Annotated in this window: 29 protein-coding genes and 3 pseudogenes; 13 read left to right on the top strand and 19 right to left on the bottom strand. The window is 40.2% G+C overall.

Features of this window, described 5'->3' with window-relative positions:
- Both V7K73_RS11930 and V7K73_RS11925 read left to right on the top strand, forming a co-directional pair.
- Nucleotides 1–566 (top strand): hypothetical protein (locus V7K73_RS11930; RefSeq protein WP_334880142.1); only part of this gene is annotated, 566 nt, incomplete at its 5' end.
- Between the two features lie 65 nt (nt 567–631).
- Nucleotides 632–829 (top strand): DUF2283 domain-containing protein, encoded by a 198-nt coding sequence (locus tag V7K73_RS11925; protein WP_334880140.1) that lies wholly within the window; start codon nt 632–634, stop codon nt 827–829.
- Nucleotides 830–851: 22 nt separating this feature from the next.
- Here V7K73_RS11925 and V7K73_RS11920 read toward each other — a convergent pair whose 3' ends face one another.
- The gene (locus V7K73_RS11920; protein ID WP_334880139.1) at nt 852–1,454 is read right to left on the bottom strand and encodes a hypothetical protein; all 603 of its coding nucleotides are present in this window, start codon (nt 1,452–1,454) and stop codon (nt 852–854) included.
- Between the two features lie 157 nt (nt 1,455–1,611).
- Between V7K73_RS11920 and V7K73_RS11915 the strand changes: the two genes are divergently transcribed.
- A complete protein-coding gene (locus V7K73_RS11915; RefSeq protein WP_334880137.1) occupies nt 1,612–2,925 on the top strand; it encodes a lipid-A-disaccharide synthase in 1,314 nt (437 codons plus the stop codon).
- Nucleotides 2,926–3,029: 104 nt separating this feature from the next.
- A pseudogene (locus tag V7K73_RS29850) lies at nt 3,030–3,308 on the top strand (ankyrin repeat domain-containing protein); the annotation flags it as partial.
- 70 nt (nt 3,309–3,378) lie between these two features.
- On the opposite strand, the gene V7K73_RS11910 reads toward V7K73_RS29850, so the two are convergent.
- From V7K73_RS11910 to V7K73_RS11875, 7 genes and pseudogenes are all read right to left on the bottom strand, one after another.
- Entirely contained in the window at nt 3,379–3,765 is a 387-nt protein-coding gene (locus V7K73_RS11910; RefSeq protein ID WP_334880136.1) for a hypothetical protein, read from the bottom strand.
- A 157-nt stretch (nt 3,766–3,922) separates the two neighbouring features.
- Entirely contained in the window at nt 3,923–4,066 is a 144-nt protein-coding gene (locus tag V7K73_RS11905; RefSeq protein ID WP_334880134.1) for a hypothetical protein, read from the bottom strand.
- 7 nt (nt 4,067–4,073) lie between these two features.
- Nucleotides 4,074–6,731 carry a DNA mismatch repair protein MutS gene (gene mutS / locus V7K73_RS11900; protein WP_334880132.1) on the bottom strand — a complete coding sequence of 886 codons (2,658 nt, stop codon included), beginning with the start codon at nt 6,729–6,731 and terminating at the stop codon, nt 4,074–4,076.
- An 86-nt stretch (nt 6,732–6,817) separates the two neighbouring features.
- A complete protein-coding gene (locus V7K73_RS11895; protein WP_334880130.1) occupies nt 6,818–7,342 on the bottom strand; it encodes a hypothetical protein in 525 nt (174 codons plus the stop codon).
- Nucleotides 7,343–7,350: 8 nt separating this feature from the next.
- Nucleotides 7,351–8,610: pseudogene (locus tag V7K73_RS29845) on the bottom strand (AAA family ATPase).
- Between the two features lie 34 nt (nt 8,611–8,644).
- Complete coding sequence (locus V7K73_RS11880) at nt 8,645–8,923, bottom strand: type II toxin-antitoxin system HicA family toxin (protein WP_334880124.1); 279 nt, start codon at nt 8,921–8,923, stop codon at nt 8,645–8,647.
- A 216-nt stretch (nt 8,924–9,139) separates the two neighbouring features.
- A pseudogene (locus V7K73_RS11875) lies at nt 9,140–10,246 on the bottom strand (alkaline phosphatase D family protein); the annotation flags it as partial.
- 229 nt (nt 10,247–10,475) lie between these two features.
- On the opposite strand from V7K73_RS11875, the gene V7K73_RS29840 reads away from it, so the two are divergent.
- Together V7K73_RS29840 and V7K73_RS29835 are read left to right on the top strand one after the other, a co-directional pair.
- Nucleotides 10,476–11,255: a hypothetical protein gene (locus tag V7K73_RS29840; protein WP_442936757.1), complete on the top strand. Its 780-nt coding sequence runs from the start codon at nt 10,476–10,478 to the stop codon at nt 11,253–11,255.
- 75 nt (nt 11,256–11,330) lie between these two features.
- Entirely contained in the window at nt 11,331–11,906 is a 576-nt protein-coding gene (locus V7K73_RS29835) for a sensor histidine kinase (RefSeq protein WP_442936756.1), read from the top strand.
- Between the two features lie 113 nt (nt 11,907–12,019).
- On the opposite strand, the gene V7K73_RS11865 is transcribed toward V7K73_RS29835, so the two are convergent.
- From V7K73_RS11865 to V7K73_RS11855, 3 genes are all read right to left on the bottom strand, one after another.
- On the bottom strand, nt 12,020–13,123 hold the full coding sequence (locus V7K73_RS11865; RefSeq protein ID WP_334880122.1) for an AI-2E family transporter: 1,104 nt from the start codon (nt 13,121–13,123) through the stop codon (nt 12,020–12,022).
- Between the two features lie 227 nt (nt 13,124–13,350).
- Nucleotides 13,351–13,788, bottom strand: a complete 438-nt coding sequence (locus tag V7K73_RS11860; RefSeq protein ID WP_334880120.1) for an NUDIX hydrolase — start codon at nt 13,786–13,788, stop codon at nt 13,351–13,353.
- A 191-nt stretch (nt 13,789–13,979) separates the two neighbouring features.
- Nucleotides 13,980–14,447, bottom strand: a complete 468-nt coding sequence (locus V7K73_RS11855) for a hypothetical protein (RefSeq protein ID WP_334880118.1) — start codon at nt 14,445–14,447, stop codon at nt 13,980–13,982.
- A 415-nt stretch (nt 14,448–14,862) separates the two neighbouring features.
- Between V7K73_RS11855 and folD the strand changes: the two genes are divergently transcribed.
- The 3 genes from folD (at nt 14,863) to V7K73_RS11840 (ending at nt 17,605) form a co-directional block, all read left to right on the top strand.
- Nucleotides 14,863–15,747: a bifunctional methylenetetrahydrofolate dehydrogenase/methenyltetrahydrofolate cyclohydrolase FolD gene (gene folD, locus V7K73_RS11850; RefSeq protein WP_334880117.1), complete on the top strand. Its 885-nt coding sequence runs from the start codon at nt 14,863–14,865 to the stop codon at nt 15,745–15,747.
- Between the two features lie 199 nt (nt 15,748–15,946).
- Nucleotides 15,947–16,879 (top strand): geranylgeranyl diphosphate synthase CrtE, encoded by a 933-nt coding sequence (gene crtE, locus V7K73_RS11845; RefSeq protein WP_334880115.1) that lies wholly within the window; start codon nt 15,947–15,949, stop codon nt 16,877–16,879.
- A 270-nt stretch (nt 16,880–17,149) separates the two neighbouring features.
- Complete coding sequence (locus V7K73_RS11840) at nt 17,150–17,605, top strand: divergent PAP2 family protein (protein WP_334880113.1); 456 nt, start codon at nt 17,150–17,152, stop codon at nt 17,603–17,605.
- 78 nt (nt 17,606–17,683) lie between these two features.
- On the opposite strand, the gene V7K73_RS11835 is transcribed toward V7K73_RS11840, so the two are convergent.
- The 5 genes from V7K73_RS11835 to acs form a co-directional block, all read right to left on the bottom strand.
- The gene (locus V7K73_RS11835; protein WP_334880111.1) at nt 17,684–18,364 is read right to left on the bottom strand and encodes a hypothetical protein; all 681 of its coding nucleotides are present in this window, start codon (nt 18,362–18,364) and stop codon (nt 17,684–17,686) included.
- Nucleotides 18,365–18,907: 543 nt separating this feature from the next.
- On the bottom strand, nt 18,908–19,588 hold the full coding sequence (locus tag V7K73_RS11830) for a tetratricopeptide repeat protein (protein WP_334880110.1): 681 nt from the start codon (nt 19,586–19,588) through the stop codon (nt 18,908–18,910).
- 172 nt (nt 19,589–19,760) lie between these two features.
- Nucleotides 19,761–20,243: a DUF4365 domain-containing protein gene (locus tag V7K73_RS11825; RefSeq protein ID WP_334880108.1), complete on the bottom strand. Its 483-nt coding sequence runs from the start codon at nt 20,241–20,243 to the stop codon at nt 19,761–19,763.
- A gap of 4 nt (nt 20,244–20,247) precedes the next feature.
- The gene (locus V7K73_RS11820) at nt 20,248–20,733 is read right to left on the bottom strand and encodes a DUF4365 domain-containing protein (protein WP_334880106.1); all 486 of its coding nucleotides are present in this window, start codon (nt 20,731–20,733) and stop codon (nt 20,248–20,250) included.
- A 127-nt stretch (nt 20,734–20,860) separates the two neighbouring features.
- Entirely contained in the window at nt 20,861–22,834 is a 1,974-nt protein-coding gene (acs, locus tag V7K73_RS11815) for an acetate--CoA ligase (protein ID WP_334880104.1), read from the bottom strand.
- A 229-nt stretch (nt 22,835–23,063) separates the two neighbouring features.
- Between acs and V7K73_RS11810 the strand changes: the two genes are divergently transcribed.
- From V7K73_RS11810 to V7K73_RS11795, 4 genes are all read left to right on the top strand, one after another.
- Entirely contained in the window at nt 23,064–23,708 is a 645-nt protein-coding gene (locus V7K73_RS11810; protein ID WP_334880102.1) for a restriction endonuclease subunit R, read from the top strand.
- A gap of 30 nt (nt 23,709–23,738) precedes the next feature.
- The gene (locus V7K73_RS11805) at nt 23,739–24,485 is read left to right on the top strand and encodes a Uma2 family endonuclease (RefSeq protein ID WP_334880100.1); all 747 of its coding nucleotides are present in this window, start codon (nt 23,739–23,741) and stop codon (nt 24,483–24,485) included.
- Nucleotides 24,486–24,577: 92 nt separating this feature from the next.
- On the top strand, nt 24,578–25,267 hold the full coding sequence (locus V7K73_RS11800) for a hypothetical protein (RefSeq protein WP_334880098.1): 690 nt from the start codon (nt 24,578–24,580) through the stop codon (nt 25,265–25,267).
- 68 nt (nt 25,268–25,335) lie between these two features.
- Nucleotides 25,336–25,776, top strand: coding sequence for a hypothetical protein (locus tag V7K73_RS11795; RefSeq protein WP_334880096.1), 441 nt, complete (start codon nt 25,336–25,338; stop codon nt 25,774–25,776).
- A gap of 50 nt (nt 25,777–25,826) precedes the next feature.
- Here V7K73_RS11795 and V7K73_RS11790 read toward each other — a convergent pair whose 3' ends face one another.
- The 3 genes from V7K73_RS11790 to V7K73_RS29830 are packed head-to-tail and all read right to left on the bottom strand — an operon-like array spanning nt 25,827 to nt 26,517.
- Nucleotides 25,827–26,078 carry a type II toxin-antitoxin system RelE family toxin gene (locus tag V7K73_RS11790; RefSeq protein WP_334880094.1) on the bottom strand — a complete coding sequence of 84 codons (252 nt, stop codon included), beginning with the start codon at nt 26,076–26,078 and terminating at the stop codon, nt 25,827–25,829.
- Nucleotides 26,075–26,344 (bottom strand): DUF6887 family protein, encoded by a 270-nt coding sequence (locus tag V7K73_RS11785; RefSeq protein ID WP_334880092.1) that lies wholly within the window; start codon nt 26,342–26,344, stop codon nt 26,075–26,077. The genes V7K73_RS11790 and V7K73_RS11785 overlap by 4 nt, the downstream gene beginning before the upstream one ends.
- A complete protein-coding gene (locus tag V7K73_RS29830) occupies nt 26,341–26,517 on the bottom strand; it encodes a DUF6888 family protein (RefSeq protein ID WP_442936758.1) in 177 nt (58 codons plus the stop codon). Before V7K73_RS29830 ends, V7K73_RS11785 begins: the two co-directional genes overlap by 4 nt.
- Nucleotides 26,518–26,866: the final 349 nt, after the last annotated feature.

Genomic DNA, 26,866 nt, shown 5'->3' with positions numbered 1-26,866 from the left:
AAGGGAAGGGAGAGGCTGCCAACGGCAGCCTCTCCCTTCCCCATCGGAATGATTATCATTATTTTAGATGTATATTTTATTTTCTGGAAGTCCCTAAGCAAATTGAAGCTGCTGTTCAGGCAGTTTGTTTTAGTTATCTTACTATAAATCCCGTATCTAGTGAAAAGCTAAAACACTATTTGGAGAGTAACAGAATTACAATTGAAAAATATCAAGCAGAATATCAAAATATACTACCTTTTTTCACAAATTTACTTCAAGACACTAATATAAAAAATAGGTTTAATAATGACCTAGAAAAATTTAGAAAAAATAAAAAAAATCACTATTGGATGAACTCTGGAACAATGAAGTTATCAACGATATATAGCTTTAAAGGCTGGGAAGTAGATACTTTATTTTTAATAATTGAAAAAGGAGCTTTTTCAGATTATTTTGCAATAGATGAATTAATATACACAGCCTTAACAAGATGCCGTAATAACCTATTTATTTTAGATTGTGACCAATCTCGATATGCAAAGTTTTTCAAAACTGCACTTAACGGAGAAACCATTCCATTTTGAGGCAATTTTATACTCGAAAATAGTTAATAGGATGTCTGAAAAGTTTTAGACTGAAGGAGATAAATATGAAAATTACCTATAACCCAGAAGTAGATATATTAAGAATTATATTGATTAATGTACCCATAGAAGATAGTGACGAACAAAAGCCAGGGATAATTTTAGATTACGACGAAGATGGAAATATGATCGGGCTAGAAATATTAGATGCTTCCAAAATAATCGATAATCCCCGTTTGCTAGAGTATTCAATTTATACATAAGATGTGCATTCTCCCTTATTATTCAACCTTCTCGCACCATCCAAACCAACATTCCTAATAGTATTTCGACTGGCGGAACGGGATAATCATTTAAATCTATAGTCAATGTTTGTGCTGCTAATTTTAAAAATCGCCAAGCCGTACCGCTACTGACGCTACCATAAATTGTCTGAATCGGTATATTATTGGTTTCATTGAATTTTTGTGCGGCAATCATTTCGGCTGCACATTGCCCTAAACCGGGTTTTAAATCACCTTTTTTAGCTTCAATAATCACGATCGCAGGAGCTTCAATAAATATTTGTTCGGGTGAGCGGCTAATTAAAAAATCACATACTCCACTTAAGCCTAACTCCGATGCAACGGTAAAATCTTCACCTGAAAAAAAGCTGATTTTGCGATCAAGAATTTTCCGAACTTCTACGAGAATTGGACTAATAATTAACTCGGAGCGGGCTTTTTCTGAACCAGTTGCTGTTGCTAGTGGTAGTCCTTCGCTGAGTGCTTCTTTGAGATAAAAACTAGGTTCTATGGACTGCGTTTCGGGTAAAAACCGTCCATTTTCAACTATAGTTAAGTTAAAGTCACGTTTTACTTTTGACAGGGAAAAGTCACTATAAGACATTAGCTCTAGAATTCGGAAATGGCAAAAGTTTTCGGAGAGTTGAGACAAGAGGGTTAGAGCAGATTATATCAAGCTACAGTATATACCTATAACATGGGAACGAATTTAGTAATATTTGCCTCTTGACTAATGGCCCCTAACTCCTGACCATTAACTAATGACTCAAGTAGATATTCTCATCCTATCAAATGGGCCAGGTGAGGTAACAACCTGGGTGCGCCCGGTAGTAAGGGCGTTACGGCAAAAATTCGGCGATGACCGAAATCAAATCAGGATCAGTGTAGTTCTATCACCTTGCTCAAATGCTAGTGGAAAAGAAGCTGCGATCGCTCTTTCTTACCCAGAAGTAGATAGAGTACAAAAAGCAGAGCATTTTTGGCAATTTTTGCTTTGGGGTAAAACCTTTGATAATTGGGACTGGAGAAGTCGCGGTGTAGTTGTTTTTCTCGGTGGCGATCAAATTTTCCCCGTAGTCATAGGCAAAAAGCTGGGATATCGCACAGTAGTTTACGCCGAATGGTCAGCCCGTTGGCATAAGTGGATTGACCGCTTTGGGGTGATGAAACCTGAAGTTGCTGCCGGTGTCCCTCAGAAATATGCTCACAAATTTACCGTTGTCGGTGATTTGATGGTAGAAGCTAGTAGTCATTCGTCATTAGTCATTGGTCATTTGTCCTTAGCAAACAACGAAGACCCGTCAACGGTTTCCCACAAGGTAGAAGACAAGACTGAATTGATAGGTTTACTCCCTGGTTCAAAAGCGGCAAAATTAGCCCAAGGAGTGCCATTAAGTCTAAGCATTGCCGAATACATCCACGCTAAAAGGCCGCAAACTAAATTTGTGATTCCTGTAGCCCCAACTTTGGATTTACAAACTTTAGCTAGTTTTGCCGATCTTAAAAAGAATTCTATTGCTGAAATCTTTGGCTTTGGCGGTGCTGACTTAATTGCCCCAGAGTCTGCTAGCAGCAAAGCATTGCTCAAAACAACAACGGGCTTAACTGTGGAACTGTGCCAAGAAAACCCCGCATATCACTTATTATCCCAATGCTGTATCTGCTTGACTACGGTGGGGGCAAACACTGCCGAACTCGGTGCTTTAGGGATGCCAATGATTGTTTTGTTGCCAACCCAGCAACTTGATGCTATGCGTGCTTGGGATGGTTTACCTGGGTTGTTGGCAAATCTGCCAGGGGTAGGTACGCTATGGGCTAAGGTGATTAATTGGTTATTCCTAAGATTTGTGAGACGCAAAGGTTTATTAGCATGGCCAAATATCTGGGCAAAGGAAGAGATAGTGCCAGAAATCATGGGTAAAGTGCAACCGCAAGAAATTGGTGAAATGGTTTTAGATTTCTTAGAGCATCCAGAAAAATTGGATGATATGCGCGCTAAACTCCGAAATATTCGCGGTGAAAGCGGTGCAGCCCAGAAGATAGCAAAGATTGTTGGTGAGGAGATTAGGAAGTAGGAACAGATCGGCAGAATTTAATTTGAATTTTGAATAGTGGGACTTAGACAAAAATTAAGCCCAAATGTAGCCCAAACTGGCTTTATAAGTAACAAACACATCACAAAGATATTGCTGCACTTCTCATTGCAAAAGGCGCAAATATTAATGCAACAAACGATAAAGGTTTAACTGCACTACACTATAAAGCGCAAACTAATACTAAAGAAGGTAAGGGACGTATTTATTTAAAAGATATTTTAGAAACATCTGAATTTTTGATATCTAAGGGTGCAAATATAAATGCTAAAGATCATAATGGCAAAACTTCTCTTGGTTATGCAAAATCAATCAATTTTCAAGAAATGATTAGGCTACTGAAAAGCTATGGAGGACAAGAATAGGTATTATGATATCAAGCCACCTTTAAAAAAGCTTCTCGAACAATCTTGGTGAACTTCTAAAGGCCAGCACTTAATCCGAAGATTCGCCATTGCGTCGTCCTAGTTCAAAAATGCCACAACTAATACACGCAAGTATACCTAAGCTGATTCCCCAACTAGGCCCTAAACTAATTTCTACACCCCAGTTAAATAAAGCACCAATTACCAAAAAAGGTACAATGCTAAATAATGAAGCGTAGAAAGAGTTTTGGGATTCTCTGGCTTTACGAGTCTTTTCAAATTCTGATTGGCTGGTATAAAGCGATCGCTCGGCAAAGTTAAACCAGCGATTGAGTTGCTCGATTACCCATTCATTAACTCTTGATAAACCTAGATATAGCGCCAATGACCACAAACTCGCCCCGGCGAGCGCGATCGTGTCTAACTCAAAGCGGAAAGGTAAAATTTCAGTCAGCATTGCTTATGGAGTCCTGCAAAGGGTTGACTTTAGCTTTTAGTAGATGCTAAATAAACCTCTTGTGCAATTTTAAGCATAAATGTTAACAACATTTCAACTACTTGGCAAATCTCCTGCTCCTTTAAGCTAGTAGTCTGCCAAGACAAGACTGATAAACTTAGCCATCTTCTAATGACTCATTGTCTAATTCCACACCTGCAATTAGTTTGCGGACAGCCTCAGACATTTCAGTTGTATAAGGTTGCAGTGTGTTATTTTTGAGCGCTTCTGTCATAGCAAAATCGAGAAACAGTCGCATCATTAATATATCAATCCAGATTTTGCAGCCCCATCGCAATCTTACTATGCTTCTCAATCTGCCCCATTACTTGTTTTGCTCGTTGAATAACTACGGCTGGTAAACCCGCCAATCTTCCCGCCTCAATTCCATAAGACTTATCAGCGCCTCCCGGTTGAACTTGATGCAAAAAGATAATTTGGTCGGGTAATTCTTTCACCGTCACTTGATAATTAGCCACATTTGGCAAAATGCTTGCCAGTTCATTCAATTCATGGTAATGAGTCGCAAAAATCGTTCGCGCCCGAATATCCACTGCTATGTATTCCGCCACCGCCCAAGCTATGGAAAGACCATCAAATGTCGCTGTTCCCCGACCAATTTCATCTAACAGTACTAGTGACCTAGATGTAGCATGGTTGAGAATATTTGCGGTTTCATTCATCTCTACCATGAACGTAGATTGACCAGTTGCAAGATCATCTACTGCACCTACACGGGTGAAAATGCGATCGCATATTCCCAATCTAGCAAACCTAGCTGGTACAAAACTACCAATCTGCGCCATTAACTGAATCAATCCCACCTGACGCAAATAACAACTTTTGCCACTCGCATTTGGCCCAGTGAGGATAATCAAATCGGGATTGTCATTTGTCATTTGTCCTTTGTCACTTGTACTGAGCGAAGTCGAAGTATTGGTCATTTGTTCTTGCTCATCTGCTAATGACACATGACTAATGACTAATGACTCTTTTCCCAATTGCGTCGAATTCGGCACAAAGAAACCCGCAGGTAAAGACTGTTCCACCACCGGATGACGCCCATCCACAATGTTTATCTCCCTTCCTGACAACATTTCTGGACGACAGTAACCTTGATGCACCGCTAACTCAGCCAAACCACATAACACATCCGCCGCCGCCACCGCCCGAGACAGATTGCGAATTACTTCCGCCTCTTGTGCTACCTCTTCGCGCAACGTCGTAAAAATCTCATATTCCAACTGATTTAAATCATCCCGCGCTGTGAGAATCCGGGCTTCCCGTTCCTTCAAATCTGGGGTGATGTAACGTTCCTCATTGGTCAGGGTTTGCTTGCGGATATAATGAGCGGGTACTTGGTCAGCTTTGGTGCGAGAAATACTGATATAATAACCAAAGGTTTTGTTAAATCCTACCTTCAAAGTGGAAATACCCGTTTTAGCTCTCTCATCAACTTCTAAATTGGCAATCCATTGCTGATCCGCTTCTACAGTTGCCTTTCTCTCATCCAACAGGGGATTTACACTAGGGCGAATCAATCCGCCTTCTTTGATTAGTATGGGTGGCGACTCGACAAGATGCGCGTGTAACTTTTGTGCTAATTCTTCCAACACACTTGGCACTTTCTGCAAAGCTTTCAAAAATGGAGAATGCGCTTGGGTTACTAAGCTCGATAATTCTGGTAAGCGGGAGAGGGAATCTGCCAAAGCTACTAAATCTCTAGCATTAGCTGTACCAGAAGCTGCCCTTCCTGTCAAGCGTTCCAAATCATAAATTTGGCGTAACAATTGCCGCAAATCTTGACGCAGGGGTGTATTTTCCATCAATTCTTCGATGGTATCAAGACGGGCCCGAATGCCTTTAATATCGATTAGCGGTTGCAATAACCACCGCCGCAATGCCCGCCCACCCATCGCTGTATTAGTTTTATCTAATGCCCAGAGTAGAGAACCGTGAAATGTGCCATCCCGAACCGTTTGGGTAATTTCCAGGTTACGGCGGGTTTGATTGTCAACAATTAGGTAGTCGGTGACAGTGTAGCTGCGGAGTCTTTGAAGGGTGACAGGGTTTTCTTTTTGAGTATCTTCCAAGTATTCTAGAAGACCGCCAGATGCACGAACAGCGAGGGGAAGATGATCGCAACCGAGTCCTTCGAGCGATCGCACCTTAAATTTCTGCAATAATCTAGGTCTAGCTTCACCTTGAGAAAATGGTACTTGCGATCGCAAACTATAGCAAAATGATGGTGGCAAACACTGGGGGAGATGGGGCGAAGTTTCTCCCGGACGCAGCAAACTACCTAAATCGGGCGCATTTGTCGGAACTAGCACCTCTGAAGGTTGCAAGCGCATTAACTCTTGTGTCAAATGTTCTAAATCACTACCTTGAGTGGTGAGAAATTCGCCTGTAGAGATGTCTGCATAGGCTAAACCCCAATGATTTGCGGCAATTACTACTGCTGCTAGGTAATTATTGCGACTTGATTTTAGCATTCCTTCTTCTAGCAAAGTGCCAGGGGTGAGGATGCGCGTTACCTCGCGTCGTACCAATCTACCAGCAGCTTCAGAAGCATCTTCTACTTGGTCGCAAATTACGACTGCATAGCCTTTTTCTACTAGCAGCGTCGCGTAGCGTTCCCAAGCGTGGTGCGGAACACCAGACATCGCCACTCGTCCCTGTTCGCCAGCTTGCTTGCTAGTGAGAACTAATTCTAATTCTTGGGCTAATTTTACAGCATCTTGGAAATAGCATTCAAAGAAATCTCCTACCCGATACAGCAATACCGCGTGAGGATATTTATCCTTCGTCTCGACATAGTGCAAGTACATTTGACTTAGCTTACTGCGATCCACCTGTTGATGGTCAGAAATAAAAGTACTTGCATCTGGCTTGGTAGATGGAGTTTCAGAGTGAGAGGCGGTCATAGATGCTATCGAGTTATGCACAAAGATGCCACAATATCCGATGATAACGTGATGTGAAAGTTGAATGGCGATCGCTCAAAGATATTTTACGCTTTTTTGCGACTGCTTCGACGCGTAGGTGGCTGTGGCGGAGGTGGTTCCTGAGATTTTAGCTTGTCATCATCAGTCAAAAATTCTACATGGAAACCCTTTTGGTGATAATGCCAATCCAAGATGGCAATACTAGCATCACCCATAGAAGTCTTTTCTACAGCTTGATTAGGGAATTTAGCAGCTAACTCTTTCAAGTGTTCTTCCTCCCAGAGAACAATTTGCTCACGGAACTTAGCCCAAGGTGTAGTTTCATCAGCTGCATAAGTTATGATTTCAGCAAATTTATGAGCTGCTATACGTTTACTTTCTGAATTTGCTGTTTTAGCCTGTGCAATGTGATTACCTGTTTCTATAACAGCAGCTAAAGGAAGTACCAGCGTTGTTGATTTGGCGATTTCTGCCTCAATTTTCTGATTTACACGCTGATAATCCCAATCATTATTACCAGCAGTTTCTCTACCTGGAACTTGTAACCAAACGCATAAAAGCGATGTATCGATAAGTAGCACCTTTCTCATATTAGTAACTATTCATTACGAGAAAGGCTTCTTTCAATTGCACCTTTAGTTGTCATATCACCCAAAGAATATGATGCAAACAACTTAGAGAAATTATCAATATCTTCTAAAAGTGTAAGCTTACTTTCTCCAGTTTCTTTATCGCGGTGTGCGACAACCACAAAAGGAACTATTTCTGTGCCTAAAGCATCAAGCAAAGCTGGGTTATGGGTAGTCAGTAAAATATCAATTTTTCTTTTGCTGCCAATTTCCCGTAATATTGTGACTAGCAATTTTGCACGCGAGGGATGAAGGCCGTTATCTATTTCTTCAATTACAATTTGACTACCTTCTGGCCGCGTAAGTAGTGCTGTGATAATTGCTATAAACCGGAGAGTTCCATCTGACATAGTTCTAGCATCAATTTCTGTAACATGACCAGGTTTCCATTCTTCCTGACAGTAAAGCATTGCATCAGTACCAAATCTGCCCACTTTTTCTGCCCATAGTTTTTGAATATCACCTTCTGGGAAATCTTTGATGTAGTTAGATAGCGTGGATTCTACTTCGGTTTTATGTTCTTCAGATAATGCTGCTAATACACCAGCAATATTGGAGGCATCGCTTTCAAGAGTGTCAGATAGGCGTGAATACTCACGCATTTTAGAGGGAATAGGATTCAGAATAAAAATTTCTTTCAGAGTGGAAACCACACAATTGATAGCTTTAATTTTTAAGGGAAAATCTCTTTCTTAAAGTTCTTTTTCAAAAATTATGCTCCCATCTTCTGCAATGCTTAAATATATATGATTAGATACAATATCCATGAAATCAAAATGAGTTACTGGTTCTTTCATCCCAGTTCTTGTATTTAAATCTATTTTTTTGACAGTAAACTTTTCTACATAATTAATAACACGATCTTCATTTAAATTTTGACGCTCAATATATTCTTCTATAACTTTGACTTCACTTACTATTTGTGTTTGTATAACATATAAGTAGTCTGCTTTATCATCTTCAGCCTGAACTAAAGCATTTAATGTAAATCCAGTTTCGGGTTTCAGTGCAGCCCACTCTAAGCCACCTCTAATAGATGTAAGTGTTTTATCTCCTGCTAAAGCTGCTTCAACATTCTCACCTCTAGCTATTCTTTGTAAAAACTCCAAAGCTTCAACTACATTAGATTTACCACTTGCATTTGTCCCAATCAGAACAGTCAACGGGTCAAGTGGAAGCTCCGCATAACGAAAACTTTTCCAATTTTTAAGAATGAGTTGCTTAAGCATGACCAACTCCAAAAATGATAAAATTCTATTTTTACTAATACTCTTGATAGCAACTTAGGGTGCAAATTGCACAGTTTAATATACCTTTAAAATTTAACTCACCCAACCATTGTTCACAAGAAACTCCAGCTTGTCGTAATAGCCGCGATAATAGACCTACACTAATATTACCCTGATGAAGATTGGTAATAATCACAGTAACATCACCTCGCCGCATTTGTGGGTGCTTTCCTCCTGCATACAGCCCTTCAAAACCAAACTCTTGCAGACGTTTTACTAAATCACGCCAAGAAACAGGAGTTAATCTAGACATTTTTATACAGGTTTGGTCAGTTCATTGAGGTTGATACCAGCAATTAAAAAATCTAGTATCTATCTCAATTTAGCTCCTAACAGTAGCGTTGGCAAAGCCCGCCGTAGGCATCGCACAAGTTTTTCATCATTCAACATCTCACCAAAACAACAAAGCCAGCAGAAAAAGTAAAAAATTGTGTAATTACTCTATCTAACTGGCTATATTTCGTTAAGTTTTTGATGACAGCAATTGCCCTTTCAACCATTCCACTTGTTTTTTGCTCAAAAAATCTGTTTTTTTACTTGGTACTGGCTGATTATTGGGAGAGTTTGGCCCCCGGTAAGTGCGCTCATCTAGCATGAAAATGTCTAACAATGGGCCATAGTTAAAGGAGCGATAAATTTTCGCTTTATCTGGATCGTTTGTTTCATACCCAATCGGTAGATATTCTAAAAATGCTTGCCTTGCCCTTTTTGATAGCAAGTTAACATCCTTAACTGTGTAGCGGTCATCGTTCAGGATAATTTGCCCAGGATACCAATTGTTCCTTGTTTCGTGGTCGTCCCACTGGGCCAAGATTGGAACTTCAGCGTTGAAACGCTTGATGTTTTCATCCAGTAAATTGTAGATATAGTTACCACGAAATTCTGTGAGAGTTTCTGCTACTTTAGATTTTTCTGGTGTAGTGATGTTTTTCCAAATAGTGCCGTCGTCTAAAGTTACTTCTGATTTAATCGGGCCATCGGCGTAAATATTATCGCCAGAATGAATGAAAAAGTCGGGATGAAGTTGACGCATAGTTTCGTAAATTTTCATCCCACCGAAATCAGGATTAATTCCCCATCCTTGACCTGCGGTGTCACCACCCCACACAAAGAATATATCTCGCCCAGATTTGGGGGGAGTGCGGAAACTGCCTTTGACAGGAGCGCTGTAAGTGCCTTGATAATCTAAATCTTGGAAGATTACCCGATAAAATAATTGTTGGTCTGGTGGCAGGTTGCTTAAATAAAGTCGTGCTGTAAAGTCGCTGTTTTTTAAAGCATTGGGACCCACAACTCGCTGCACATTTTTAAAAGATTCGCTGGTAGAATATTCTACGATCATTTTGGCGGGGCGATCGCTACGACTCCAAATAACAATGCGATCGTTAGAAATATCTCCGCTAGCTACACCATAAGGTATAGCAGGACGCATTTTGTCTGAGGTGATAATGGCAGGACTTTGGGCAAAAACTTGTGATTGGGATACAAGATTTGTGGCAATAATTCCACCTGCTGTGATAGTTGAACCGAGCAAAAACTGGCGGCGGTTTAGTTGCAATCGGCGATTAGATTCCATGATAAATAATGGCAACCTTAAAAAGTATTACAAGATAATTTTTTAGCACATTCTGTTATGCCAACAAGTAAAGATTGGGTTATCCAATGGTTAATAAAAAACCTGTTTCGTAATGAAAATTAATATAAAGTTTATTCTTACATCTATCTTGTAAATTTTGGGTAGCAATCTGGGAAAGATAAGTTTATAACCATTGAAAACTTTAAAATTATAGAGACGGATATTCAGGATGTTACCAGAAATATTACCTCAGCAGTCAAGACTTGAGAGTATGCTGGCTATGGATGGTGTGACAAATGCTAGTGAGTCGAAATTGCGATTAAAGTCAACTTTGCAAGAATTACCCTTTTGGCAGGTTCACATCGAAGTAGAGTGTCCTGGTAATGATTTGGCTATGCTCTTTAAGCAAGAGCCTTTATTACCGGGAATTATTCTAAATAATAATCAACAGTATGTAGGGATGATTTCGCGGCGGAAATTTTTTCAGTATATGAGCCAAACCTATAGTCTGGCACTATTTTCTACAAGACCGATTAAAACTCTTTACAAGTTTTTCCAACAAGAGATATTAATACTTTCTGAAGATATGCTCATTGTTAATGCTACTCAGGTAACTTTGCAACAACCACCTGAAATTGCTTATGAGCCAATTTTAGTTAAAACTACGTCTGAAAAATATAAGCTCGTCGATTTTCATCAATTACTTTTAGCCTACTCCCAAATTCATGCCTTAACGCTTGTTGAACTACAGCAAGTTGAGGAACAATCTAGAGTCGCTAAAGCCGGCTTTCGCAATCTTCAACAGAACTATACGCAGTTAATCCAGAATGAAAAAATGGCGGCTTTAGGACAACTCGTTGCTGGTATTGCACACGAAATCAATAATCCCGTCAATTTTATTTCTGGTAATATTGTTCACGCCATTGAATACAGCCAAAATTTACTCAATCTTATTAGATTGTACCAACAATGTTATCCCGAACCAAAAGCGGAAATTAAAACTGCGTAGGCGTAGCCCGTCGTAGACATCGCCCAAATTGAACTAGAGTTTTTAAGTACCGATCTCCCCCGTCTTCTTACCTCTATGAAGGTTGGTGCCAAGCGAATCAAGGAAATTATTCTTTCCTTAAGAAATTTTTCTCGTCTTGATGAATCTGATAAAAAATTAGTTGATATTCATGAAGGTATTGATAGCACACTGGTAATTTTACAAAGTCGTCTCGACCAATTAGGTGAAAGGATAAAGATAATTAAGGAATACGGTGAGCTTCCCCAAGTTGAGTGCTACGCTGGGTTACTCAATCAGGTATTTATGAATATATTGGCGAATGCTATTGATGCTATAGAAGAGTCATTAGTTATTACTCATTCGTCATCGGTAAGGGATAAAGCAAAAATTTGTATTCGGACTGAAGTTACTGATGACAAACAAGTAATAATTCGCATTTCCGATAATGGAACTGGAATTCCAGAGAGTTATCAAAATCGATTATTTGACCCCTTTTTCACCACTAAACCTGTTGGACAAGGAACTGGATTAGGTCTATCTATCAGCTATCAAATTGTTGTGCAAAAACACGGTGGTCAACTGCAATGCATATCTGCTTTTGGCGAAGGGACTGAGTTTATTATTAAAATTCCCGCTCAACTTAATTCTTAAAATTAGGAAGGCTTAACGTAAAACTTGAGAGTAAAAAACAAGCAATAAGCAAACAAGAGACATTTTGATAAATAGTCAATATTGTTTATTTCCCTTAATTTAGATATTGAATTTTAACTATAAGTTCCTGCTGTCTCACTTGTAATCTTTATAGGTTCTGACACGATATCATGTATTTTGGTAAACTCTCCAGCCCGCCAGCTATCTGTTATATCCTTGATAAAACTGGCAATAGGAATTGCAATTAACAAACCCAGAACTCCTCCCAACTTTGCTCCCAACAGCAAAGAAATTACTACCCACACAGGATTTAGTCCAGTCAAATTGCCGAGAATTCTTGGTGCTATAAAATTAGAATTAACTTGGTCGATCGCAACAGCTACACCTAAGACTTCAACTCCTAACCAAAAGTTTTGCAGCGCCACCAACAAACTTACTATAGCGATACCTACTCCTGTACCAAAGGGGAAAAGAGAAAATAAACCAATACCAAGACCAAAAAGTAGAGCTAAGGGAACTTGCAACGCCAAAAAAGCCAGTGTAATTGTTACTCCTAACACTGCTCCTAATGTTGCTTGACCGATGAAGTAATTGTGAAAATCTTCTCGCAGTAATTCCCGGACTCTTAAGCCAATATTAGGAGGAAACCACTGAAAAATTCCGTCCCAAAGACGTTCACCGTTCAATATTAGGTAGATAGTCAGCACTACCGCCAGCAGCACATTCAGCACAATACCAATGGTATCGACAGCAAAACCAAGAATTCTACCAGTGAAGGACTGAAGCTGGTTAGATAATCGCTCAAGAAGTTGGGTAAATAAACCACTTAAATTAATCGGAAGTTGTTGTTGATTTAACGCCCAATCTTGGAAAGTTTGCAACTGTTGAGTACCAGAATCTATCCAACTAGGCAATATATTAGCTAGCTCAACGAGTTGTTGGATAATCAGGGGAACCAAGGTGATACCTAAAGCCACTAAAACCACTACAGTCAAAAGCAACACTCCAGCGATCGCCACGTTGCGTTTTACCCCTTGTTCTTGGAGAAACTGGATGGGATAGTTTAAGACAAAAGCTAGCAGGATGGCGGCGGCGATAACGCTGACTAAGGGTTGAAAATACTGTACAACCTGGAGCAATAGCCAGCCGTTGAGAATAATAATCGGAAATGCCAATCCTATAGTTAACCATCGCGGTAGTTTGTTTGCTGATTGCATTAGTGATGACTCCACAAGAGTTATAACTTTATTTTGGCTTTGATTTTGATTCATGAAAAAACATATAACCATTTAGGAGATGGTGCTGCAATTACAATATACGCAAGCAGGGTAAATTAGTACGCCACGGCGGAAATAGAGCAACCATTTAAAATTCCTAAAAATCCCATTTCATAATACTTTTGATTTTTGACTTCCCCCAATGGGCTGACTTTTGCCTTACGGCGCTAGGTTTGTTGGTATGTTTGAATAAAATCCAACATAATTTTTTGATGCATATTCCCCAAAGGTCGCACTTCACCAGCGTTTTGCGAATAACAGTTACCTTGGTGAATATTTTCTGGGGTCAATAATCCCATATCCCAGCCTTCATTCAAAACCAGTTGATTTAATTCCACCGAGAGTGGTGCATGAAAAACATGACGAACAACTCTTTCGTCAGGATAACAGCCAAATTCAACAAAGGGTGGTAAAATATAACCGATTTCTTCTAAAATTTCGCGCTTCACTGCTAGCTCTGGCGTTTCCCCAGGTTCGATATGACCGCCAAATAGCCCCCAGTAACCAGGGTAGAGAATACCGGGGATGTTGTCTCGCAGTTGCATAAGAAACTTGTTTTTTTGGTAGAGAATTGCGATCGCTACATGTATTGGTTGATTGTTCATGTGTTAGTTTTAATTGCTAATTAAGTAAAACGGCGTAAATAATTAAAGGTTTGTAGTAAGTTAGCGCGGGAACAGGGGGGTTTCCCCCATGAGGACTAACTTTGCCGTTGGGTAAGGACTAAAGTCTTTACTACAAAAACGATGACAATAATTTTACATTAATTAACATAGTTCCATTTATTCGCACCGACTTACTCTTCTTCTAGATAAACTTCCCCCAATTCTTTACCAGCTAAAGGGATACTTCGGTAGCGAACTTTACCCTTAATCACCACTTGTGCCTCCTCAGCTAGATTCTTTTGATTGGTGACAACCCAAATTTTGCCAGTTGAGTCACTAATTTGATAAGCCCATTGCTTGATCAAAGGAGCTTTATGTTCAACCTTACCTTGGATGTAAACTGTAGCCTTATTGTCTTGTTCTGGTTTAATTTCTCGAATTGGGGTGACATTGCTCCCAATTGTAAAATTAGTCCCATTCAAGCCACGCGACGTTAAAATACCACAACTACAAAGTCCCACCACCAATATAAAAATCAACCCCAGGCGGTAGGGAAAAATACTGTATCCGTACAAGAATGAAAGGGGCATTCTCGTTTGTTGCATGAAAGCCACCGATTGAGCAAATTTTTGCTTCACTGCTTGTGTCGCCAGTTTCATCAGGTCTGTTCCCATCTATACTATTCTCTGCACTTTCAGAAACACACTCTCAACTGAGTAAAAAATCTTCTGAATTTCCTTGTTAAACCTTCTCTAAGTTGAGAACTGTAGTTTTCACCCTCTCCCTAAATCCCTCTCCCAAATGCTTGAGAGGGAGTTTGAAATTCTGGCTTCTGTTTTCCCAGATTTGGGATTCGGGGTTGGGGGATGAGGGCAAATCCTTTTGATCGTGGAAGAACTATAGGTTTCAAGATAGACGTGGTTTATTTGTTTATTCTTCAGATAACGCCATTGATCTGAGAAAATAAAGATTATGGATTCACTGTGAAAAAAACGCTACGACATCAATTAAGGGGCAGGGGGAAAAACTTGTTGCAAGTGTTTTGACAAAAGGCGAATATAGCTGGGAATTCTCATGGAAACAAAAACTGCCAAACTCCTTGATGGTAAAGCAATAGCGGCAAAAATTCAGCAAGAACTTTCTGTTGCCATTACACAATTACAACCAAAAATTGGGCGATCGCCTGGTTTAGCAGTGCTGATGGTTGGCGATAATCCAGCCTCAGCAGCTTATGTTCGTAATAAAGAAAAAGCTTGCGCGAAAGTTGGGATCGCCTCTTTTGGTCAGCATTTTCAGGCCCAAACTACCTTTGAGGAGTTACAAGAAGTCATAGCTGCACTAAACCACGATGAACGGGTGGATGGCATTCTTGTGCAGCTGCCCTTACCTAACCACTTGGATGCTGTGGCTTTGCTAAATCAAATTGATCCCGATAAGGATGCTGATGGACTGCACCCAGTTAACTTGGGGCGACTAGTGCGGGGAGAAAGCGGTTTACGCAGCTGCACCCCGGCTGGTGTGATGCGGCTTTTAGAAGAATATGAGATTGCCTTGCAGGGAAAACAGGCAGTAGTGGTGGGACGCAGTATTTTGGTGGGTAAACCAATGGCACTGATGCTACTAGAAGCTGATGCTACAGTTACCATCGCTCACTCGCGATCGCACGACCTCAAGAGCATTACCCAAAATGCTGATATTCTAATTGCAGCAGTAGGTCGTCCCGGACTAATCACTGCTGATATGGTAAAACCGGGCGCTGTTGTGGTAGATGTGGGAATGAATCGCGTCACCGATGCTAATGGCAAAAGTCGCTTAATTGGCGATGTCCACTTTGAATCAACAGCTGCTGTAGCAGAATTTATCACCCCCGTTCCTGGTGGTGTTGGCCCTATGACTGTCGCCATATTGTTGCAAAATACATTTGCCAGCTATTCCAAGGCGGCAAGAGAAAAAAGTTAGGAGTTAGGAGTGAGGAATTAAGAGTGAGGAGTGAGGAGTGAGGAGTGAGGAGTTAAGAATTATTAATCCCAACTCCCAACTCCCAACTCCTAACTCCTAACTCCTAACTCTTAATTCCAACTCTTCATTTTTTCAGCGCCACAGCACCTTAAAATTGTGACGTATAAGACAAAAATCCCAAAATGTCAGGAATTTAAGAATGGTAGCAACTGATAACGTTCAAAAGACACCACCAGAGGAAGCCACATTTAACTTAGCAGCTTATCTCAAAGAGCGGCAAAAGCTTTGTGATACTGCTTTAGATCGGGCTATCCCCATCATTTATCCAGAAAAGATTTATGAGGCGATGCGCTACTCGTTATTAGCTGGAGGCAAGCGTATACGTCCCATTCTTTGCCTTGCTACCTGTGAAATGATCGGTGGAACCATCGAAATGGCCATGCCAACGGCTTGTGCTGTGGAGATGATTCATACAATGTCCTTGATTCATGACGACCTACCGGCGATGGATAATGACGATTACCGTCGTGGGAAGCTGACGAATCATAAAGTCTATGGCGAAGATGTGGCGATTTTGGCTGGGGATGGCTTGTTGGCTTTGGCTTTTGAATTTGTTGCCATTGAAACCCCCCAAAGCGTTAACAGAGAGCTAGTCTTGCAGGTTATTGCCCGTCTTGGTCGGGCGCTGGGGGCAGCTGGTTTGGTCGGCGGTCAAGTTGTCGATTTAGAGTCGGAAGGTAAATCAGATATTTCCCTAGAAACCCTAAATTTTATTCATCAACACAAAACAGCCGCCCTTTTGGAAGCTTGCGTAGTCTGTGGTGGGATCATAGCTGGGGCATCACCTGAAGATGTGCAGCGACTGACCCGTTATGCTCAAAATATTGGGCTAGCATTCCAAATCATCGATGATATTTTGGATATCACTGCTACCCAAGAGGAATTAGGTAAAACTGCGGGTAAAGACCAAAAAGCGCAGAAAGTGACCTATCCTAGCCTTTGGGGACTTGAAGAATCTCGCTCAAAAGCCCAAGAGCTAGTTAAAGCAGCTTGTGCGGAATTAGAACCATTTGGAGAGAGAGCCAAATCACTCCAAGCGATCGCTCATTTTATCATCAGCCGCAATAACTAGTAACGCTTTAGATAATTCGTAATTCGTAAGCATTTGATTGATTTGGAGTGGGTGGTTGATTCACGCCATGCTATACTACACCGTCTAGCGAAATTCAAAATTCACTCATATCAAAATCCAAAAAGTTTATCAAGTAAGCTTTTGGGTGGATTTGAATAGTTGGTCAGTTTCCACCGTAATGTACTAGGTTAATTTTGGATTTTGGGTTGAATCTAAATGTTTCCTCAACCAACAACTGCTGCTAATATCTACTAACCTACCCAAAATACTATGCAGGACATAGGCAACATTTTAGACAACCGGGTGCTGCTGGTTGCTCTGATAGCTTGTTTAATTGCTCAAGCCCTAAAGCTCGTAGTCGAGATCGTCAAAAATCGCAAATTGAATGTGCGTGTTTTGGTGACAACCGGAGGTATGCCCAGCGCCCATTCAGCTTTAGTTACAGCTCTTGCTGCCGGTGTCGGGCAAACACTCGGTTGGGCATCTCCTGATTTTGCCGTTGCGATAGTTTTTGCCATCATCGTCATGTATGATGCAGCCGGAGTTCGCCAAGCGGCTGGTAAGCAAGCTCGTATCCTCAATCAAATGATTGATGAATTATTTCATGAAAAACCAGACTTTAGCCAAGACCGTCTGAAGGAATTACTCGGACATACACCAGTTCAGGTAATAGCTGGCTCGGCTTTGGGCATAACCATCTATTGGTTAGCTAGGTCTGCTTATTAGTCAATAGTCGTAAGGATTCAGTCTACAGTTTATTAACGAATGACTAATGACTAATGACTAATGAGTAATGACTAATGACTACAACCGTACAGTTGAGCGCAGCAGAATTACCTTACGACTATCAACTATGCTGGCAACAAAACCGCCATTGTTCAGCTTCTGCAAGGTGTTGTATGCTTCAGTTTGGTTGGTAGTATAAACTGCCAACAAGTAAGGGCGCTGTCCATAAGAAACAAAACCTACGTTACCTCCGACTATTTGTTGCAGACTATTTACTAGTTCTGGACGGTTGTAATAATCTACCAGGACTGCATAACCTTCTCCTAATGCTTGAGGATTATAGTTAACTGTCTGCTGAGGTTGCTGTATTGGTGCCTGTTGCTGTTGCTGTGGCTGCACATCTGGCGTTGTTGGTCGAGTGGTAATGATGGCAGACAAGCCAACAATATTGCTGACATACCTTGCCCATCGATTGGCATCATCAATTTTGTTAAAGCCCCCGATCCGCGTCACAGTTTCGTTAAGATATTTGCAGTTAATCGTCTTCAGTTCCGGCGGTAAGGCACTACGCAACTGCTTTTGATTATCTGCTGTGGGACTGACTACTAATAAAAGATACTCACCCGGAGTTGGTGGTTGACAAGGGGAAACGGCTTGTTGGGCAAAGACAGAACTCATGCCACCAATCAACCCTGCGTAAGCGAAGATCGTCGTAGATATCGCTAATCTTAAAACACTTGGTATCTGAAATCTATGCACAAAAGTTAGATTATGTAAATTAAGGTGTCTTAGAAGATTTTATAAAAAAATATTTTGTTTCCCCAAAATAATATAGCACTTGTCTCTATTTAGTAATTGATTGACCAGTAATTGATTGACCATCGCTTGGTAAACGTTTTGCGACTGGGCAATTGGTGCGGCTGTTGGTATTTTTGGTGAGGATATGTTAAATTTGCTTCTTGAGATAATCTATGGTAGCTTTATGGAAAACAAATTACTGTTTTTCGGTATAAAAAGCGTAGTTAATGTCACTACCCTAGAGAAAAAGGCTTTTATTGACTGATTAACAAACTTCGGCGCTTTTTTGTCCCCGGCTACAAAAGAAGCCGTAAGTATGTGGAGGGGGACTGCAAATACAAAGTTGCTTCTCTTGGGTTCCACACCAAGACGGCAATGCAGCACTAAATCCCCCGAAGTTTTGTAGACTCAAACCGTCCCCATAACAGCACTCAACTCTACGAGAGGCTTTGTGCGTTCGTTACAAAACTGTACTTCAGACGAACGACTTCTTTAATATGATTTTCATGAAACACTAGGATCATCAGCCGTTTTGATCTCTCGCAAAATTTGTTCGACTTGGTTAGCTTTTTCAACTCTATTCTGTTCTTTGAAAATTTTTAAAGCTTTTTCTAAAGAAGATAGCGCCTCATCTTTTTTATTTGTTTGCCACAATGCCAGTGCAAAATTAGTCAGCCCCTCGCCATAATTAGGATTAATTTCTAGAGCTTTTTTATATTGAGTAATGGCTTCTTCCCAGCGACTTTGGCTTGCGTAAACCATACCTACCGCATTGTAAGCTAGAGCGTATTTTGGCTGGAGGCGAATGGCTTCTTGATAAGAACTAATTGCTTCTTCTGATTTCTTTTGTCGAAAAAGCACATTTCCTAGTTGAAAGTGTCCGAAGGCATCGTCTGGGAATTGTTTAACGAATTTGCGTAAATTTTCCTCTGCGCCTGTCAACTCTCCCTGATTAAATAAAGCATTGGCTTGTTGCAGCATCTGCTCCCTCTGTGATGGCCCTGTGTCTGAAAACTGTGCTAGTTTTTGTGGTTGTCTCTCAACCGACTGTCCATGAGAATACAAAGAAACTGTTGCAGGAACCGCTAACGCTAATGGTGATAAACTAATTACAGTGATAATACTCAGCGTCATGCCGCTAAAAGATTGAACAAATGCTGATTTCAGTTTGCGCTTTACCTTCATCGCCCTGAATGCCTCAATAATGTTCTATTCTTATAATAATCTGAAGATGCATTAGTAAGTCTGCAATGCCCTAAAAAGTGTGTCAATATACTGACGGCACGGTGTCATTAAAATTTTAGGGGCAGGCGATCGCGCCTATTTGTTTTATAAGAATAAATTGGTATGTACATGTTCATGTATTATTTCTCTGGTCATACCAACTATTTACACTTGAAATAATATTAGCTATTTCTTTGTCATCAAGTTTTTTCAGTTCCTCATCTTCGTTAAAGTTCAAGCTAACTTGCTTTTGTCCATTTATTTTAGGTTCTAAAATCCATTTATAATAACCTTTATCGTTCTCTAAAATAAAGAAAAATAGGCAAACTGGGAATGGTAAATCTTGGAATTTTTGTACTATATTTAACCTATTTTTGTCTAACTTTAAAATATCATTATGCTTGTTTAAATTCGATGTAGAATCTATTGCTTTTACTTCAATGCCAAAGAGTCTTCCAGTATAAACTCCATCTTTGGTAATTGTGATTAAAAAGTCTAATTCTTGATTTGGTTTTGGTGTTGGCTGAGAAATAATCAAGTCATCACGACGAGTTAAGTAAACAATGGCAAGAGATTCTGCCCGTCTTGCAATATACCAAGGTGCTGTGGTTTTCATTGTTTTATCTCCAGTCTTGATCGGCAAATTTGGAAACTAAGTGATTAGTATGGTATCTGCTCCAAAAATCATCAACTTCCTGCCATAGCAGTTCTCTATTTTGTTTGATAATTTTAAATGGAGTAGAAAGGCTTGACATAGACTTAAGACTTTCACCATTTGCAGAAACCATGTAACCTACCTCTTGAATTTCATCAATACCTACTATATAAGTTGGTGCTGGATAAGATGCTAAACCAATTACATTTTCTTTTAGCACTTTCACATTCAAACGGTTATATTTTTTAGTGTAACCTTTTCTTGTTGTTTTCACTTGCACAAAAAAATAAGGAACAGATTTACCAGACCCTACCAACTCTACAATAAAATCAACATATTGCCATTTGTCTCCTAAAAACTGCGGCTTGAAAATAGGGCCAGCATGAGAGTGAAATTCGGTCATTAATACTGTAAAAATTGCTTCGCCTCTTTGCCCTAGTGCATCACTCATTTATAGACCTATTTTAATTGAGCCTGTTTAGCAAAGGGCAGGCTGTTTTGCCTACCCTACATTATTAAGAATTGCTCCCGTGTTCGTTTGTGGTTAACAGACTCAGATTTTGATAAATTTGAATTACTTACGTCCCTTCTCGCAATTTATCTAACACGCTTCTATCTTCCAATGTCGAAGTATCCCCAGATACCTCTTGTCCGGCGGCTAAATTCCGCAGCAAGCGCCGCATAATTTTACCCGATCGCGTTTTCGGCAAAGCGTCTGTAAAGCGAATTTCTCCCGGACGGGCGATCGCACCAATTTCTTTGACAACGTGCAGTTTGAGTTCTTTACTCAGTTCTTCACTTGGCTGATAAGTGCCTTCTAATGTCACAAAAGCAACTACTTCTTCACCCTTAAGTTCATCTGGTTTACCAACTACTGCCGCTTCTGCAACTGCTGGATGCGAGACTAAAGCTGATTCTACTTCCATTGTACCAAGTCGATGCCCTGATACATTCAGTACGTCATCTACACGACCCATCACCCAGAAGTAGCCATCTTCATCAACTCTAGCACCATCACCAGCAAAGTAAGTATAATTACCATCTTTGGGGGGAATGTGTTCCCAGTAAGTGCGGCGGAAGCGTTCTGGATCGCCGTAAACTGTCCGCATCATTCCTGGCCACGGATGGCGTACTGCTAGATAACCGCCTTCGTTATTGGGTACGGTGTTTCCTTCTAAATCTACGACATCTGCGATAATTCCAGGGAAGGGAAGAGTTGCAGAACCGGGTTTAGTGGGAATCGCCCCTGGTAGCGGTGTAATCATGATACCGCCTGTTTCCGTTTGCCACCAAGTATCAACAATTGGACAGCGATCGCCACCAATTACTTTGTGATACCACATCCAAGCTTCTGGGTTAATTGGTTCCCCAACGGTTCCCAACAAACGCAACGAAGACAGGTTTCGCGCATTCGGATGTTGTTCTCCCATCTTAATAAATGCCCGAATTGCCGTAGGTGCAGTATAAAAAACATTAACGCCGTATTTTTCAATTACATCCCAGAAACAGCCAGGATTAGAAGCACGGGGCGCACCTTCATACATCAGGGTTGTTGCACCGTTGGAAAGAGGGCCATAAACAATGTAGCTGTGTCCTGTAATCCAACCGACATCGGCGGTACACCAATATACATCTGTGTCTTGCAGGTCAAATATCCACTTGGTGGTGATATGGGTATACAAATTATAACCAGCAGTTGTATGCACTACGCCCTTCGGTTTGCCCGTGCTGCCGGAAGTGTAGAGGACAAACAGCATATCTTCGCTATCCATCGGTTCGGCGGGACAATCTGCTGATACACCCTTTTGTAAATCATGCCACCAATGATCGCGTCCGCCCAACTGCATATAAGTTTCTTGTCCGGTGCGCTTGACAACGAGGACATTTTCTACACTGGGAACAGCCCCATCAGCTAAGGCTTTATCTACCTGTTCTTTGAGGGGAACGATCGCATCTTTGCGCCAACCACCATCAGCCGTGATTACCAGTTTAGCTTTAACATCAATTAAGCGATCGCGCAAAGCTTCGGCACTAAAACCACCAAATACCACACTATGAGGTGCACCAATTCTCGCACAAGCTAACATAGCGATCGCCGCTTCGGGAATCATTGGCATATATATACCAACGCGATCGCCTTTTTGTACACCCAATTGCTTCAATACATTGGCAAACTGGCAAACTTCCCGGTGCAGTTGGGAATAAGTGAGGGTACGCGAATCACCTGGTTCTCCTTCCCAAATCAATGCTGCTTTATTTTTGCGCCAGGTTGTGAGATGTCTGTCAAGGCAGTTGTAAGAAATATTAATTTTACCACCAACAAACCATTTAGCAAAAGGTGGTTGCCAATCTAGTACCGTGTCCCATTTTTGGAACCATTCTAATTCTGTTTCAGCCAAATCTGCCCAAAATTGCTGGGGATTGGCTTTAGCTTTGTCGTATAGACGCTGATAGTCTTCCAGAGTTTTGATATGGGCTTTTTGCGAGAATTCCGAAGCTGGATGAAAGAGCCGATTCTCTTGTAGGATTGATTCTATAGTTGGTTGAGACATGGTTAGTTATGAGTGCGATCGCTATTGATACTAAAAACTATTCTTAGCCCAGTTGTACTAGACATTGTTTAGATTTTCGTTAAGCTAGGTAGAAATTGCCGAGTTATTTAGTTTACATTTATTTTCATCTACCGAAAGCAAGCGATCGAGAAAAGTAAAGACGTTTTGCAACCTATCTACCGGGAATGTTGCAAAATGTAAGTAGTCTTGACAAACAAAGCCTGAAATTATGACGCTTACTGTTGAAGCTAGCAGCCTATCTCTCAACGATGTTCATCGCTTTCTAAAACTAGAAGAACTTTCCAATGGTTCATTCGCAGACTTTTTAAGTCTAGAACCACTCTCTGAGTTTGAACAGCAGGATTTATTGCGAATCAGAAATGACTTCCGTCGCTATTTCAGCGATCGGAAAATTTCTGAAGGTTTAGTTAAATTCTTAACAATCGCACCTTTAATGCGGTTAGCTGGATTTTACGATGTGCCGATTCGGTTGACAATGGAAGATAGCATTGCGATCGCTATCGAAGATGAAGACAGAAGAATTACTGGACGGATGGATATTTTAGCAATCAATAGTCCTCAAAGTAATATTGCGCCGCCTTTTTGGGTTCTAGTGATTGAAACGAAAAATAGTGCGGTTGAAGTGGGTGAGGGTTTACCTCAATTACTCACTTATGCTTTTAAAAGTTTAGATCAACAACCATCAGTTTGGGGCTTAGTAACTAACGGACTGCGTTATCAATTTGTTTATTTAAGACATGACGAACAGCCAAATTATCAGTTAATGCCATTATTAAATCTGAATGAAGCTCCCGGTGCAATTAAGTTGTTACAAGTTCTTAAAAGCATCTGCAAGTTACCGAATTTTCAGTAAAATGAACGTATAATTGCGGGGCGATCGCTGATGTCTGAACCTGCTACTCTAGAAATCATCTCTGATAATTCAGAAGACGAAGTTATTTTTCCTCCTGGCGATATACTGAGTGACGAACCACCCTTGGAAAGTGACCTACACCGTGAACAAATCGATTTGCTAATTCGCATCCTGAAATTATGGTGGCGAGAAAGAGAAGATTTTTATGCTTCTGGCAATTTGACGATTTACTACAGTCCTAACCAGAAAAAATCAGAACATTTCCGTGGGCCAGACTTTTTTGTAGTTTTGGGAACCGAGAAAAAAGACCGTAAGAGTTGGATAGTATGGCAAGAAGACGGTAAATATCCTAATGTGATTGTGGAAATTTTGTCAAGTTCAACGACAGCAGTTGATAAAGGTTTAAAAAAACAAGTTTACCAAGATACCTTCCGTACACCGGATTATTTCTGGTTTGACCCTGTGACAATGGAACTTCAAGGGTTTCATTTAGTCGATGGGAAGTATCAAGAAATCCAAGTAACTACTGATGGCCGTTTGTGGAGTCAGCAGTTACAACTTTATTTGGGAGTTTATGAAGGTAAATTAAGATTCTTCACTACTGAAAATGAATTGATACTATCATCAGAAGAATTGGCGCAACAAGAACGTTTACGTGCCGAGCAGGCAGAAGAACGTGCCGAACAAGCAGAAGAACGGGTCCAACAAGCAGAGCAAGAAATTGCTCGACTGCGTTTAGTTTTACGTACACAGGGCATCGACCTAGAGAGTATTTAATGACATCAGGAAATTAATTAAAGACACTTTTAAGTTAAAATCTAGTTATCAGTGTGTAAAAAAAGCGTAATCTTCTGAAAGTAGGGCATCGTTTGCAAGCAAAAGAAATTAAGGATCAGCTAAAGTCCCTTACCCTCCAAGCCTCCTCGATAGATTATAATTTAGCGAGAAGATTAGATGAAATCAATCGTTGGATAAAAGACACCAAACCAGGTTCCCTGACTGCGAAACCCTTTGTACTTGCCTTTCTGCTAGAGGTAATTACTGATTCGAGAATTTGGCTGATAATTAAATCCTTACCTTCAGAAGAAGAACAAAAAGCCAAGTTCCAGCTGATGACGCCGATTGAGAGATATTGGTATGGTTATCTATTTCCCAGATGGTTTAATGCAAGTGACTCCAAGTTTTATATTTGGAAACAAAAATTAATGGCAGGCGAATTTAATCAGGTAGATGATGATATTATTAAATCAATAGCCCAAGATATTGTTCAGCGAGAAGGTAGTTTTTGGCAGCGTTATATAGCCGACCTTTCAATGGCAACAGATTTAATTGTTAGTCGTAACAATCAACCACTGTGCATTCAAGTAACTAGTGTTAGTGAAGAACTTAATCAACAAAAGTACGAAGCTTGGGAAAATACGCTGCGATCGTGGGAAATCGAGAGGGGGCTGTTTTTAAGTTACAATCCCAAAGATGCTAATTTTGTCAACCAGTTAGTCAACGTGGCCCTGTATAACAGTGATTACCTTTCTGGTGGCAAATATTTAAAATTTTCGTGAAATTTTCAGGAATTTGATATTTCAGATTTGTGTCTAGCCTATATACTTACGTGCTAATTAGAGCTTTTATGGCTAATAAAAGAGAAACTCACTGCAACAATCAAGTAGATACATTTGCTGAAGCTTTAGCAACAGCGCGACAAATGCAGCAGAACTGGCTAACTTATGGGGTTGATTTTGTCAATATTTACGTTGAAGATGTGGAGGGGGACTGGCTAGAAACGTGGGGAAATGACGAAATTTTAGGTAATTTTCAATTAGATACTATTAAAGAATTTTTGGTAAGTAATGATAGTGTAGCTGTGAAAGTAAGAGAGCATTTAGGAGAGCGATCGCTATTTGATTTTGCAGTAAACTTAGATGAATCTTGGAGAATTTCTGAGACTAACAACAGGTTATCTGCCGTAAGACACTTATTAGCTGGCGAAGGAAATAGTATTAATACAGATGATATCAGGTTATTTGATTTAGTAAATAGTCTGCTGGTAAAGTTGGCAGAGATTTTATAAGATTTTTAGTTAAATTTGGAACTCAAGATTATTGCTTTTCCAGACGAGCTTTAATAATCTTTGAGATGTGCAATCTTTATCACTGTTAGTAGTAAGGGTTGCTCCTGAATCTGGTAAATAATGCGGTATTCACCCAAACGAACCTTATACAGATGTTCGGTGTCTTTCAATGGGTGAGCGTCTTCTGGACGTGGATTTAATGCTAGTTCTTCTAACTTTTGTGCTAGTAGTTGCTGCATTTCTGAGTCCAATTCTACAATTCTCTGGACAGATGAAGGTGCTAATGTTACTTGATAGCTCATATCCCTAGTTCCCTTTTAATTTCTTCAAAGGGTGTTGTCCCCAGCCCTGCAATTTCCTCTAGTACCTTATAAGCATCTCTGACATCAGCCTCATCTAAGCTTGCTTCAATTAGCTCATGCATCTGCTCTGTTGAGGTAATTTCAATCCCTGGTTCTTCTCTAAGTTTATCCGTTAATGCATGAAAAGCTTCTTGATCGTCTCGATGTTCCAACACATAAGCTCTTAACTCTTGTTTGGTCATCCCTTGAAAATTTGCCTTAGTCATAAATATCTTACCCTCCCATTTGGCAATATTTTTACTTCAAAGCTTTGTCCAGCCAGAATGTAAATGCGTGTTGTCCGTTCATCTAATCTCACCAAGTAAATTGGTAGGTACATCTGAGTTAAATCCTGACACACCTTAAATAATTCAATTGCTTGTTCATTAGTTGGTTTTATTCAGCATCATTAACAAATTAAATTGTAGTAAATTGCTTGCAGACGCTATTTACTTTGTTTGATTTAGGTTGTATACGTAGAATTTAGATAAAAATCTTACACATTTGAAGCAATTGTGACTAGCGTTTAAGCGTTTGTTAGTAAATGTTAAATATTTTATTATCAAGGTTTTACTCACGTTAAAGGATGTATAAGAAACGTTTAAGCAATTGTTGCAAATGTTAAATATTTTCTTATCAATGCTGAAGCAATGGTTACTCACGTTAAAGGATGTATAAGAAACGTTTAAGCAATTGTTGCAAATGTTAAATATTTTCTTATCAATGCTGAAGCAATGGTTACTCACGTT

The sequence above is a fragment of the Nostoc sp. genome (assembly GCF_036916975.1).
Taxonomy (GTDB): Bacteria; Cyanobacteriota; Cyanobacteriia; order Cyanobacteriales; family Nostocaceae; genus Nostoc.
Note: the sequence above shows the minus strand (reverse complement) of the source record. Positions and strands in the feature narration are given on the sequence as shown.